The sequence below is a fragment of the Arenibacter hampyeongensis genome (assembly GCF_002909255.1).
Classification (GTDB): Bacteria; Bacteroidota; Bacteroidia; order Flavobacteriales; family Flavobacteriaceae; genus Arenibacter; species Arenibacter hampyeongensis.
In genome coordinates this window covers 244,738-257,955 of the sequence record NZ_PIOB01000006.1, presented here as the reverse complement: position 1 = coordinate 257,955, position 13,218 = coordinate 244,738, and the positions used below count along the sequence as shown (strand labels likewise).

General features: G+C 41.1%; 9 protein-coding genes. 3 read left to right on the top strand and 6 right to left on the bottom strand.

Annotated features, from left to right (window positions below; genetic code table 11):
* Positions 1-4: 4 nt before the first annotated feature.
* The 6 genes from CWD91_RS16015 to CWD91_RS15990 all read right to left on the bottom strand — a co-directional run bounded on the left by CWD91_RS16015 (position 5) and on the right by CWD91_RS15990 (position 8,210).
* Positions 5-3,349, bottom strand: a complete 3,345-nt coding sequence (locus tag CWD91_RS16015; protein ID WP_103441972.1) for a PVC-type heme-binding CxxCH protein — start codon at positions 3,347-3,349, stop codon at positions 5-7.
* A gap of 78 nt (positions 3,350-3,427) precedes the next feature.
* A complete protein-coding gene (locus CWD91_RS16010; protein WP_103441971.1) occupies positions 3,428-3,838 on the bottom strand; it encodes a cupin domain-containing protein in 411 nt (136 codons plus the stop codon).
* A 7-nt stretch (positions 3,839-3,845) separates the two neighbouring features.
* Positions 3,846-4,706 (bottom strand): phosphoenolpyruvate hydrolase family protein, encoded by an 861-nt coding sequence (locus CWD91_RS16005; protein ID WP_103441970.1) that lies wholly within the window; start codon positions 4,704-4,706, stop codon positions 3,846-3,848.
* A gap of 76 nt (positions 4,707-4,782) precedes the next feature.
* Positions 4,783-6,030 (bottom strand): Tm-1-like ATP-binding domain-containing protein, encoded by a 1,248-nt coding sequence (locus tag CWD91_RS16000; RefSeq protein WP_103441969.1) that lies wholly within the window; start codon positions 6,028-6,030, stop codon positions 4,783-4,785.
* Positions 6,031-6,052: 22 nt separating this feature from the next.
* Entirely contained in the window at positions 6,053-7,192 is a 1,140-nt protein-coding gene (locus CWD91_RS15995) for a glycerate kinase (RefSeq protein ID WP_103441968.1), read from the bottom strand.
* Positions 7,193-7,391: 199 nt separating this feature from the next.
* Positions 7,392-8,210 carry an alpha/beta hydrolase gene (locus tag CWD91_RS15990; RefSeq protein ID WP_103441967.1) on the bottom strand — a complete coding sequence of 273 codons (819 nt, stop codon included), beginning with the start codon at positions 8,208-8,210 and terminating at the stop codon, positions 7,392-7,394.
* A 688-nt stretch (positions 8,211-8,898) separates the two neighbouring features.
* Here CWD91_RS15990 and CWD91_RS15985 point away from each other — a divergent pair.
* The 3 genes from CWD91_RS15985 (at position 8,899) to CWD91_RS15975 (ending at position 13,217) form a co-directional block, all read left to right on the top strand.
* Positions 8,899-9,864 (top strand): D-2-hydroxyacid dehydrogenase, encoded by a 966-nt coding sequence (locus tag CWD91_RS15985; RefSeq protein WP_103441966.1) that lies wholly within the window; start codon positions 8,899-8,901, stop codon positions 9,862-9,864.
* Between the two features lie 38 nt (positions 9,865-9,902).
* Complete coding sequence (locus CWD91_RS15980) at positions 9,903-10,715, top strand: HpcH/HpaI aldolase family protein (protein ID WP_103441965.1); 813 nt, start codon at positions 9,903-9,905, stop codon at positions 10,713-10,715.
* A gap of 141 nt (positions 10,716-10,856) precedes the next feature.
* Positions 10,857-13,217, top strand: coding sequence for a hypothetical protein (locus CWD91_RS15975; RefSeq protein ID WP_205164649.1), 2,361 nt, complete (start codon positions 10,857-10,859; stop codon positions 13,215-13,217).
* The last annotated feature ends 1 nt before the right edge of the window (position 13,218 follow it).

Sequence of the window (13,218 nt, the reverse complement as noted above, 5' to 3'; positions counted from 1 at the left end):
TCATTTACTTCTTCGTTACCCAATCTGCGCTATTTCTTAGGATGGTCTTGTAGGCTTTTAATCCGTGGGCCCTTTCATCGTGCCCTAAAGTATTACCAACAATTTTCGAAGTTGGATGTTTTACGACCCAAACCGTGGGGTATTCTTTCCCTGATTTTAAGCCTCTGCCTACTGCCAATACCTCTATATCCGCCCCTGGGTCTTTTTCCCAACGGTATAATTCGTCAACAATTCTGAATTTGGAAGGAACCCCTTTCATTATGGGATGATCGGGCTTTAGGACCCTTACTTCAAACTCCTGAAGATCTTCATGGGACCTAGATCCGCCCCCTACCAATGTTTTGTTATATTCCGGCCAATCTTCCCAATTGTACCAAGTACTGGGGTGATAGATAAGCATATTCATTTTACCGGCGTTTACTCTGGACATGATGGCAGCTTTGGTGTTCATGTCCAAAGGTTTGTTGTTACTTAAGAAAAGTATATCAGTAGATGAAAGCAAGGTTCCCAATTCCATAGGATTCTCTGTGTAGGTCACTGTGTTTTTTCCACCATCACTAAGGATTGCACCATCCGCAATACCAAAGAACTTTAGGAAGTCATGGGAACCACCTCCGCCCATGACCGAAATTTTTTGGGCGTCCTTATTTTCAGAAATATAGGATCCAGGAGCGGATACAATGATAACCCCCTGCATCATACGCCAATGCCCAGGAAAAGTACAGACATAGGGATAAATACCTGGAGTGTCAGGAAGTTTGAACACTACGGATCCTGTAACACCAGGCGTCAACATATCCGTGGCTCCCAATACATATCTTGATTTAGGAACATAACCCATTTTTTCTGCTTCCGGATTCTTTAAAAATCCATCTACCATGGCCCCAAAGGTATCCAAACTACCGGGTTGGATGACCACTAAATTATGGGACATCTGATCTTTGTTTTTTAAAACTATTTCTACGGTCTGACCGGCCGTGGCATGAAGTGTTGTCTTATCATAGGCCATTTCCTGATCAACGGTATTGAGGACAAATGTGACATCGGCCTTTATTTTTCCGACCTTGCCTATTCCCATATCAATATGTTGATTTCCTCCAGTATTTACACAGTGAACAGCAATAATATTTTTTCCTTTTTTGAATAATTGACCCTTTTCACTATCCAACTTTATGTATTTATAAGACTCACTGGAACCCGCTTCAGCTATCAAAAGTTGTCCATTGACATAAATTTCATAATCATCGTCATGGGCAATCTTGACCACTGGTTCAATAATTTCATCTGTAATAACCACCGCTTGGCGCATCCAGATATCGGAGCTGCTCCATTTGGTATTCACGTTCTTCATATTATCTCCTCCGAACTTGGCAGTTCCCTTCTTCCATCCTGAATCATTGAATTCGGCTTTCATCCAGTTATCGGAAGGTTTTTCATTGGTATAATTCCAAATGGATTTTTCTTCTTCTGCCGAGGGTAACAGCATAACTACGGAGGACGGTTCTACCGCCTCGTAGTTGGATTCCCTATAATAAATTTTTAGTGCTGCATTGATCCATTTATCCGAAGTACTGGAATCGTCTTGGGCAATTTTTTCGATTTCCGCATATAGTGTATTGGATTCCGGCAATTGCCCTGCCTTTAACACCGCAGCTAATTTAATCTGTGGGTCGGAATTGTTTAAGAGTCCCGATTGGGCCAAACTCTCACTACTTTCCTTAGATAAAGGCATTAAAGCCAATGCCGCCCTTTTTACCCCATAGGAACTACTGGTCAACGCATTAACAACCACTTCGTCGGCAAGGGCATTGGTACCGTTAAGTGCGCCTAGGCCGCTCAAGGTCCACAAAGCATGTAGTGCCCCGGCATTTAGACCACTTTTATCAATATTGTTATTGTCTCCTGCCAATTTGATCAAATCCGGGATTAGGGATACTTTCTTATTTTCAACTATTAAACGTTGTGCAGTAGTTCGCCAAAACATATTGTCGCTTTGCAAAGCCTCCAATAGCTTTTCATCATCATTGGGGTTTAATGATGTTATATCTGAATCATCTCCGTCCTCGTGTGTAATTACATATATTCTACCATGTCCATAATCCCGTAACTGATTCTTATGGGCATTCCCTTCACCTTTATCGGCGTTCCAAATTTGATTGTCCATCCCACGCTTATCCGGGTTATGCTGAATCACCGGATTGTACCAGTCCGCGACCCATATATTTCCATCTGGACCTGTTTCAGCGAAAACAGGAGCAGTCCAGGCATCTGTACTGGCAAAAATATTGCCGCCATCAATTTCCTTGTACCCTGCCCCATCCTTGACTATTTTTGCAATATGCACCAAATGGCCGGTAGGTTCTGAAACATACATTTGATTCCTATATTCTTCCGGATAGTTTCGCGCAGTATAGAAATTGGCACCCGCGGCTGCGGTATACCCTCCACGAACATCTACCTGTTGCAATGGAATGGAATCTACCGGAGTAATTTCATAGTGTCCTTGAATAAAATCGGCATTGACCGCCCATGAGGGCAGTTTATTTAAATAATCGTAATGTTTTAAAGGAATCCCAACATAACAACAGTGGTTGTTGTTGGCCGTAGATCCAAATATTTCAAAATTTTCGTTAAAACCAAGGCCCCAGGTATTGTTGTTGAATTGGCCCACGGGTTCAAAATAGGAACCGTCCTTGGCAAATTTGTAGACACCCATTTTAAATTCGACAGGTTTTCCCTGAAACTGATTTTCAAACCCGGAATATCCTACGGATCCCCAAATCATATTGTCCACTCCGTAGCGCAGATTGGAGGGTCCGGCATGGGTATCAAAGGTTCCGAATCCTTCGAACAAAACGCTGCTCTTGTCCATTTTGTCGTCTCCGTCGGTATCTTCCAAAAGTACCATATTGGGAGCTTGGGCCACAATGGCCCCGCCCTTTACCAAGGTAATTCCGGTGGTTAACTTTTGTTCGGTGGCGAAATCCGTAAAGGTATCTGCCCTACCATCCCCATTGGTGTCTTCGCAGATAGTGATCCTATCGCCCCCAACATCATTGCCCAGGCCATGTGGATAATCCTTGGACTGCACCACCCAAAGTCTTCCCCTTTCATCCCAGGTAAAGGCTATGGGATTTATTATATTGGGTTCCGCTGCAAATAATTTAGCGCTAAAACCCTCGGGAAGTTGAATGTGTTTCTGGGAATCTTCAGGGCTTAAAGGGTTCTGGACCTTAGGGTTCTCTCCGGTATAGGTCAAGGGAGGTGGGGGAGATTTTTCTCCGGAACAGCTGGATAAAAGGACCATTCCACAGATCAGTAAGGAAAGGAAAGCAGTTATATTTTTCATTTTTAAAATTTTAATTTTATTAGTCAGTAGGATCAATTATGAACCAATTGCTTTTTTATAAGCAGAATGTAATACCCATCAAATTCTTGGACGATACTCCGAATAGGGAGCATTTTCACTTACGTCCACCGTTCCTGCTTCCCAGCCTTCCGGCGGTGACAGGATGGCCAAAAATTCCAATTCGCCTTTTCCGGCGTTAAAGGTGCCATGTGCAACATTGGCCCCGATATAGACCGAATCGCCTTCCTCCAAAATTTGCATCTCATCCTCTATCCATTGTTCCGCCGTACCTTTTAACACATAAAGGATTTCATGCATTTCTGGATGAACGTGAAAATTATGCCCCCCTCCTTCCGGCATCACCACTTTTACCATATAGGAGTCGGCCTGTTTTATAATTTCGGGATGATAATGCCAATGATGTACCCGACCAAAGGCCTTTTCGAACATGACATCTTTTTCCTTGACAAATTTCCAATTCCTTAGCATAGTGACATTAAAGGGTTAATGCTTTAAACTCCTTGGTCAGATTGGTCAGGGATTGTTCTATTCCCATTCTTTCCAAGGACGAGGCTCCTACAAAACCATGCAGCCCTTTACAATGTTCCAAAACGTATTTTACGTCTGCTGGCGTGTTGATCGGTCCGCCATGGGCAAGAAGAAAGGTGTCGGGATTGGATTTTTTCACGGCATCAACAATGCGTTGTGTGCGTTCCAGGGCATCATCCATGGATGCCGAAGCATTAGTAACCCCAATGGATCCACCGACCGTTGTCCCCACATGGGCAATTATGGCATCGGCGCCTACATCGGCCATTTGTATGGCCTCTTCTGGTTTACCCACATAGACCACGGAGAACAAGTCCATTTTGGTGGCCAAATCTACCATATCCACTTCTTTTTGAAAACTCATTCCCGTTTCTTCAAGTACCCGTCTAAAATGACCATCTATAATGGAATGGGTCGGAAAATTATTCACTCCGGAGAACCCCATATCCTTCACTTTTCCCAGAAAGTGCCACATTCGTCTTCTCGGGTCGCTACCGTGAACCCCACATATTACCGGAATTTCCTCCACTACAGGAAGTACCTCAAACTCGCCTATTTCCATAGCCACGGCGTTGGCATCCCCATAGGCCATCATACCGGCTGTTGAACCGTGTCCGGACATTCTAAACCTACCAGAGTTATAAATAATGATTAAATCGGCCCCTCCTTTTTCAATAAATTTAGCACTGATTCCTGTTCCGGCACCAGCAGCAATAATTGCCTTTTTTTGATTTACTACTGCTTGTAACCTATCTCTGACTTCTTGTTTTGTGTAGGGGTTTCCTTTCCCTGTCCATGGATTTGGCATAATTTTCTTTTTGTATTGATTAGTTGATTTTTGTTTAAATATTTAATTGCTGTTTTTCAATTGATATTTTATGACATCAGGATTTTTTTATCAATTCCAGTAAGCATTTTACAGCTTTTTCAGCAAAATCTTCGGTATTGATATTTGAATCGACTTCTACAATTTTAATATTTCCATTTAGATACTTTTTAAGGGAACGAAACAGTTCCCGATCTATTTTAGGATTGTAAAAGACTTCGCCGATTCCTCCAATTTTGGATAATCCTCCCAAGGGAAGTATTACGGTAACCGGAGCCTTGGATTTATTAAGTTTTTCGGCAATAGTTTTCCCTAGAATTCTGTTCTCTTCTTCATTGGTACGCATAAGGGTTACATCCGGTGCCCAACTGAATAATTGGCGGTCCCTATATTTAGCCGGAACAGTATTCAAGGGTCCAAAATTTACCATATCCAAACACCCTGGGACTATAACCTGGGGGATTCCCATTTTGGATGCGGCCGTCAATCGGTCTGGTCCAGCACTACATATTCCCCCGCAAAGTTCATCGGCCATTTCAGTAGTGGTAATGTCCAATATAGCATCAAAACAGCCATCCAAAGTTAACCCTTCCATGGTCTGTCCACCAACCCCAACGGAATGAAATGCCAAAACCTCATAGCCTTTGTCTTTCAATAATTCCGAACATTTGTCCACGCATATGGTGGTATTGCCAAAAACGCTAATAGCTATGGATTGGTCCCCTCTTTCATTAACCTGTACCGAGGCTTTCATCATACCTACAATAGCGGCAGCACCCTGACGTATAACTACCTTACTAATACTATTAAGTCCGGCTACATCTACTATTGAAGGCATTAAAGTAATGTCCTTACTCCCGATATGTGCAGATAAATCTTTCGTTGCCAAAGTGCTTATACATAGTTTTGGAATTCCGAAAGGTAATGTTTGCATAGCTTTAAGAGCAATAAAAGTTCCTCCACCGCCTCCCATGCCTATGATGGCTTTAACTTTTTTCCGTACAAAAAGATCTGCTATTACAATAGCTGCACCATTTCCCATAACTTCTATAGCCCTACCGCGATCGTTTAGGTCACGTAGCCTAGTTAGGGGAGTTCCACCTCTCATAGCCACCTTTTCTGCCTCAAAATGTACGGGAAACAGTTTTGTAGAGCCCATTACCCCCGTATTAATGGTAATTACGCTAGATCCTAATTGTATTAAAGAGGTATACAGATAAGCAAAATTTTCTTCCTTGGTATCGAAGCACCCTACCATAACTATACTTCCTACCTCTGGCAATTGACTATTTGATTTTACACTCATTCCTATTTCTTGTGTATATGGCTCAGGATTTATTGAAACAAATAATGGTGGACATTATATTTTTGGCACAATCCTGAATAAGCTTTGGAGCCTGCCCAATGGCTTGCTTTAATTCCATAGGCTGATTAACAATGGAATATACTGCGCTTACTCCAATGTTGTAAATACCGTCTATATTATCCCCAATTTTTCCAGTAATCACAATTACGGGAACATCATATTTTTTTGCCATCTTCGCTATCCCTGAAATCGTTTTGCCTTGCAAGGTTTGATCATCAATTTTACCTTCTCCCGTGAACACTAGATCGGCCTGTTTTATATATTCCTCAATTCTTAGAGTTTCCAAAATTAATCCTATCCCCTTTACCAAATGGCCCTTCAAAAAAGCCATAAGTCCCCCACCGGTACCTCCAGCGGCTCCTGATCCGGGAATGTCAGAGATATCTATACCCACCGTGGCCTTAATTATTTGGGCATAATGGGCCAGATTACTATCCAATAATTCCAAGTCCTCACTATTTCCCCCTTTTTGACCCCCATATACCATGGAAGCACCGTTTAAACCGGTTAAGGGATTGGAAACATCACAGGCAACGATCACCTCACAATATTGAATTCTTTTGTCAAAATTGGATAAATCAATTGTGTGTAACTCATTTAGGCTGCCTCCTCCGTCTTTAATCTCCTCACCTTTATCATTCAAAAACTTTGCACCCAAAGCCCTAATCATACCTGCTCCCCCATCATTGGTGGCACTTCCTCCTATACCAATAATAATTTTATTACATCCACTTTCCAGTGCATCCTTTATTAATTGCCCAGTACCATAAGTGGAAGTTATTAAGGGGTTTTTTTCATCTTCTTTTAGCAATTCCAATCCGGTGGCTTTGGCCATCTCAATGACCGCAGTTTTCTTATCTTTCAAAATCCCGTATTCAGCCAGAATTTTTCGCATAAGGGGGTCCCTTACTGAAACGGAAACCCTTGTTCCTCCCGCACCTGTCAAAATTGCTTCCAACACCCCTTCCCCACCATCGGAAATCGGGATTTCATGGATTTTGGCGGCCGGCATTACTTTTCGCACCCCTATGGCAATGTTAGCCGCCACTTCTCTGGCAGATAAACATTCCTTAAAAGAATCCGGGGCAATTACGATATTCATTATATCTTCAGTTTGATATTTTTAATAAATTTGCTGCTCGCTTTACAAATATAGCGTATATGACACGGGTTTTATAGCCTAAATTTCACCTGATACATATTATATATTGACCATTATAAAGTTTGCTTCCAATAAGCCAACCCTTTGGATGTTTGTTACAAATAATCCATGCACAAAATTCCAGAAATGCTAAATCCATCTAGTCCGCCCTGGATCTTAAACTTACAAAATCCACCAACAAGGGAAAGGCCGGTTCGGTCATATTGTGTCCATAGCCGTCCATTTCATAAAGAGTAATATCTTGGTGTCCAACAACCTTCATCATTCTATGGAAATAGGCATTCTCTTCATAACGGCCCAGCATCTCTTTTTCACGGTCCCCTGTGATCAGCAATGTTGGAGGTGCCATTTTACGTACATGGAATAATGGTGCCCATTTATCTATTATAGGCTGCTCTCCGGGTATACCTTGTTCTTTTCTTATTGTAAAATGGGTTATGGTATGACCACTAAAAGGAACTAGGCCAGCCACCCTATCGGAATCAATATTGTATTTCTTTAGCCAACTTTTGTCCATGACGGACATTAAGGCCAAGTACCCGCCTGCCGAATGGCCAGAAACAAAAACCTGATTTATGTCGCCATTATAGCGATCTATATTTTTAAATACCCAAGCTATGGCCGCCGTTGCATCCGCTATACAGGTTTCGGCTTTTACATTGGGAGAAAGCCTATACCCCACTCCTATCACGCAAAATCCTTTATTCTTAAGGGCTAATGGAATTTCCTTTTGGCCAGCTGTTAACCCTCCGCCATGAAACCAAACCACCACAGGTACCTTTGCTTTACTTTCCTGGTAGTAGACATCCATAAGACACTTCTGTTTCATATAATCCGTTTGACCTTCAGTTTGAGTGTCATAGTAATAGACATCTTCCAATGTCTTGTACTCTGTGACTTGACCATGAGCGCATATGGGCAAAACCCACAAAAACATGTAAATAAGTACCTTTTTCATAGAACATAGGATTTTAAGTTGATTATATGGTTTTAATTATTCCCCTAATATCATAAAAACAGATTAGAAAAAACATTCAAATCCTCTAAACCCCCAATTACTTTCTAATTAATTTGAATATTTGCGTTGTTCACTTTCATCAACTTCCCAATAATAATTGGAACTTCTTAACGGATTGTGCAAATTATCCACCTGAGGTAGTAGTATATAGGTTGAAAGCATTGTAAAGAAGTTATTTATGTTTTGATTGTCAAAATATAATCTGTATTCGATAAAATATAGGCTATAATACGCATCTGATATAAGCTATATTTGTAAGGAGCACCTTGTGCTCCAGTAGGGATCGAACTAGGTTATTTTAATTAATGATGAAAAAGAAGGAACAAAAATGACTTGTAGAAGCAGATGGATTGGATTCTAAATTTTCAATTGTTAGTTGGAAAATTATAGTTCTTTGGTCTAGACAAGTGCTGATCTCAAATAATATTAATTCTTTAATATTTATTTTATAAGATATTGTAATTCAGTACTTTGCTTTTATTTAATTAATTTTAACATTTAAATATTGAATGTAGTGTCCCGATGAAAAACAAGGCTAATTCCATTGAATATATTATTTTTAAAAACGACAGTGATTTCAGCTTAGTGTAATTCTAATAACCAATTAGGGTGTAAATAAATTTTGAATATGAAAATTGTTATTTTGGATGGATATACTTTAAACCCTGGCGATCTGAGTTGGGAGAAATTAAAGGACATAGGAGAACTTACGGTACACGACAGAACCGAATATGACAATGATAAAATTATTGAAGCCATAGACAAAGCAGAGATTATTTTCACCAACAAGACACCACTGCCCAAGGAAGTATTGAAAAAGGCCCCGGCGCTAAAATATATTGGTGTGTTGGCTACAGGGTTCAATGTAGTTGATGTTGTTGCTGCCAAAGAATTGGGCATAGCAGTTACCAACGTGCCCAGCTACGGAACCACGGCCGTGGCACAAATGACAATGGCCTTGCTCTTGGAAATGTGTCATCATGTAGGAGAACACAATCGCGCCGTAAAACGGGGAGCATGGTCTAAAAGCAAGGACTTTTGCTTCTGGAACTATCCTCTCATAGAATTGGACGGCAAAACTATGGGAATTGTAGGTTTTGGGAGAATTGGTCGGGCTACAGCCAAATTGGCCCAAGCATTTGGGATGAATATTATGACAGCAGGTAGCAGTATGAAGCCAGAACTGGAGACCAGCACCTGTAAACAGGTGGATATGGATGAACTTTTGGGAAACTCGGATGTAATTAGTCTACACTGCCCTCTTACCCCGGAAACCAAAGGTATTATTAACGCGTCCAACATTTCCAAAATGAAAGACGGGGCCATGATCATAAATACCTCAAGGGGACAGTTAATAGTGGAAAAGGATCTAAAAGAGGCCTTGAATTCAGGCAAGATTGCCGGCGCAGCGTTAGATGTGGTTTCCAAAGAACCTATAGATAAGGACAATGAGTTGCTAAAAGCAGAAAACTGTATTATAACACCGCACATCGCTTGGGCTCCAAAAGAATCCAGAAGTAGATTGTTGATTACGGCCCTGGAAAATTTGGAAGCTTTTTTAAAAGGCAAACCCATTAATGTGGTGAATAATTAATATGATTCGCATTTAGAGTATACACTAAATAACAACTTATGCCAAACAGCCTTAAACAGAAATTGCGCGATAACCAAAATATCTACGGTACCTGTATTCTTTCTACCTCTCCTATTTGGTCCAAGGTCGTAAAGGGCAGTGGATTGGATTTTGTTTTTTTGGATACGGAACATATTCCTTTGGACAGAACGGAACTCACTTTTCTGTGCCAGGTGTATACGGCTCAGGGTTTGTCCCCTATTGTCCGTATTCCCAGTCCTGACCCTTATGCCGCGTGTATGGCCAAGGATGCCGGTGCGGTAGGTGTCTTGGCGCCTTATATTGAGAGTGTACCCCAAGTACAGCAAATGGTGGGAGCAACTAAATACAGGCCTTTGAAAGGAGAGCGATTACAAAATGTACTTAGTGGAAAGGAAAAATTATCGGTTGAAATGAAGAGCTATCTGGAGCAGTTCAACCAGGACAGTTTGTGTATAATAAACATTGAGAGTACTATTGCGGTCGAGCGATTGGATGAACTTCTTAGTGTTCCTGGATTGGACGGGATAGTGATAGGTCCACATGATCTTTCCATAAATATGGGGTTACCGGAACAATACGATCATCCGGATTTTGAAAGGACGGTTAAGGAGATCATACTTAAAGCAAGGAGTAAAGGTATTGCTGCCGGTATACATTTTCCCGCCCACCCAAATTACCAGATTAAATGGATTATGGAAGGAGCTAATATTGTACTGCACAGTTCCGATCTTCGACTTTTTAGTCAAAAACTTTCCGAAGATATGAATACTATAAAAGATGCCGTGGGAGATGGCAGGAACCTGTCAGAGGATAACGAATTGGCTATATGAGCAATGATGATTGCCAATATTAAATAAGTTCGTAATGAGTGAATTAATATAATTTATATGAATATAATCTTTAAACGATTTTTGATTTCACTATGTTTTCTCGGGCTTTTATCATCTACGCTCTTTGGGCAAATGATAGATATGAGTAAATCCAAAATTATCTGCCTCGAGAAAAAAGATCCCCTGGTTATCAATGCCATATCCGTACTAAAGGAAGAAATAGAAAAAAGGAGTGGAATTGTATTGAGAAGGGAAAACAAATTTTCTAGGCAATCACAAAACCTTATAGTTATTGGACTTGAGGAGGGATTAAAGAAATTCCCAATTGAATATCAACAACTCCTGGGAACCATGCCCGCAACCAATAAGGAGGGATATAAAATAGCAGTCCTGCCCAAAGCTAATGTGGTCCTGGTAGTAGGCCACGATTCAAGGGGAGTATTATATGGAATTGGCAAACTTTTGAGGAAATTGGAAATGTATCCGGGGCAGATTTTACTGCCTGAAGTTGTAAACATATCGTCCACCCCTAAATTTTCTATCCGGGGCCACCAAATGGGTTACAGACCTAAAACCAATGCTTATGATGCATTTTCTGTTCAGCAATTTGACGACTACATCCGTGATATGGCCATTTTCGGTGCCAATAGCATTGAAATAATGCCTCCACGTACCGATGATGATTTCACAAACGTTCATATGAAGATCCCTGCCATCCAAATGATTGCGGAGCAATCAAAGATATGTGATCGCTATGGTATGGATGTTTGGATGTGGTATCCCAATATGGGTTCGGACTATACCGATCCAGATTCTCTAAAAGTGGAGATTGAAGAGCGACGTCAGGTATTTAAAGCCATTCCCCGTTTGGATGCCCTATTTGTTCCAGGGGGAGATCCCGGGGATTTGGAACCGGATGAATTGTTTAATTGGCTGAAGATAGAAGCAAATCTGCTGCGTGAATATCATCCTAACGCCAAAATATGGGTTTCCCCACAGGTTTTTAGACCTACCAAAGCCTGGTTCGATGCTTTTTATGGGCATATTAACAAAGAGTACTCTTGGCTTGGAGGGGTTGTCTTTGGTCCGTGGATAAAAACTCCCATAAAAGAAATCACGGAACGCATTAATCCGGGTATTCCTATAAGGCGATATCCAGATATCACCCATAATTTAAGCAGTCAATACCCAATTCCCCATTGGGATTTGGCTTATGCCATAACCTTGGGGAGAGAATCTATCAACCCACGGCCGCAAGACCAGAAATTAATTCATAATGCCTTTGACCAATATGCACAGGGAAGCATTAGTTATTCTGAAGGCACCAACGACGATGTAAATAAGATAGTTTGGAGCGATCAGGATTGGGATCCAGAAACCCCGGTTATGGAAACCTTGCGTGATTATGCACGCTATTTTATAGGAGCCAAATATACCGAAACCGTATCCCAAGGATTAATGGCCTTGGAAAACAATTTACGGGGTCCTCTTCTTAACAACGATGGTGTAATTACAAGCTTGCAACAGTGGCAAAATTTGGAAAAACAGGCTTCCAAGGAGGTCCTAGGTAATTTCCGATTTCAAATGGGACTTATTAGAGCCTATTTTGATGCTTACCAATATAGAAGATTAATTTATGAGACCGAATTGGAACAGCAAGCTCGAGAAATATTGTCTAAAGCAAAAGGTTTGGGCCCAATTAAGGTTATGGAAGAAGCCAAGGAAATATTGTATAAGGCAAAAAAGGAACCCGTTATGACCGAATGGAAAAATAGATGCCTTGCCTTGGCCGATGATTTGTTTGCAAGTATTGGTGCCCAATTGACAGTGGAGAAACATTTTGCAGCAGGTGGCCGTGGTAATTTTATTGACAATATAGATGTTCCATTGAATGATGGCATGTGGTTGATAGATCAACTTGAAATTATTGAAAAAAATGGAACCGAACATGAAAAATTGGTAGCTATAAACCAATTATTGGCAAGGAACAATCCCGGTCCCGGAGGGTATTATGACAATTTTGGATCACCTAGGAGTTGGAACCGGGTAGTTTCCAATCATAGTTATGCAGAGGACCCCGGAGGTCTAAAATCTCCTAGGGTCAGTTTTGGGGTTGGTCTAAAAGGAGAGGAATGGGTACACGAAATTACGGCTATAGGATTTGACGGACATACAACACCATTATCCTGGATGAATCAGGTAACCACATTATATGATGAGCCCCTGAAGATGGTCTATAAAGATTTGGACCCCAATGGTGCCTATGTCATTAAAGTGGCATATACGGGCCGTTTCCGTTCAAAAATAAAATTGACGGCGGAGAATACACTTGTGCACGACTTTATTACGACCGGAGTACAACCTATTTATGAATTTAAAATTCCAACAGCAGCATTACAGGATGGTGTTCTGGAGCTGGAATGGACCTGTGGTGAAGGAGAACGGGGGTCTCAGGTCTCAGAAATATGGATAATTAACCAAGACGAATTAATAAAACAGTAAG

Coding starts and splice junctions, on each gene's coding strand:
- CWD91_RS15985 (WP_103441966.1), top strand. CDS start 8,899: ATGAAAATTGTTATTTTGGATGGATATACTTTAAACCCTGGCGATCTG.
- CWD91_RS15980 (WP_103441965.1), top strand. CDS start 9,903: ATGCCAAACAGCCTTAAACAGAAATTGCGCGATAACCAAAATATCTAC.
- CWD91_RS16005 (WP_103441970.1), bottom strand. CDS start 4,706: ATGCCAAATCCATGGACAGGGAAAGGAAACCCCTACACAAAACAAGAA.
- CWD91_RS16010 (WP_103441971.1), bottom strand. CDS start 3,838: ATGCTAAGGAATTGGAAATTTGTCAAGGAAAAAGATGTCATGTTCGAA.
- CWD91_RS15975 (WP_205164649.1), top strand. CDS start 10,857: ATGAGTAAATCCAAAATTATCTGCCTCGAGAAAAAAGATCCCCTGGTT.
- CWD91_RS15990 (WP_103441967.1), bottom strand. CDS start 8,210: ATGAAAAAGGTACTTATTTACATGTTTTTGTGGGTTTTGCCCATATGC.
- CWD91_RS16000 (WP_103441969.1), bottom strand. CDS start 6,030: ATGAGTGTAAAATCAAATAGTCAATTGCCAGAGGTAGGAAGTATAGTT.
- CWD91_RS16015 (WP_103441972.1), bottom strand. CDS start 3,349: ATGAAAAATATAACTGCTTTCCTTTCCTTACTGATCTGTGGAATGGTC.
- CWD91_RS15995 (WP_103441968.1), bottom strand. CDS start 7,192: ATGAATATCGTAATTGCCCCGGATTCTTTTAAGGAATGTTTATCTGCC.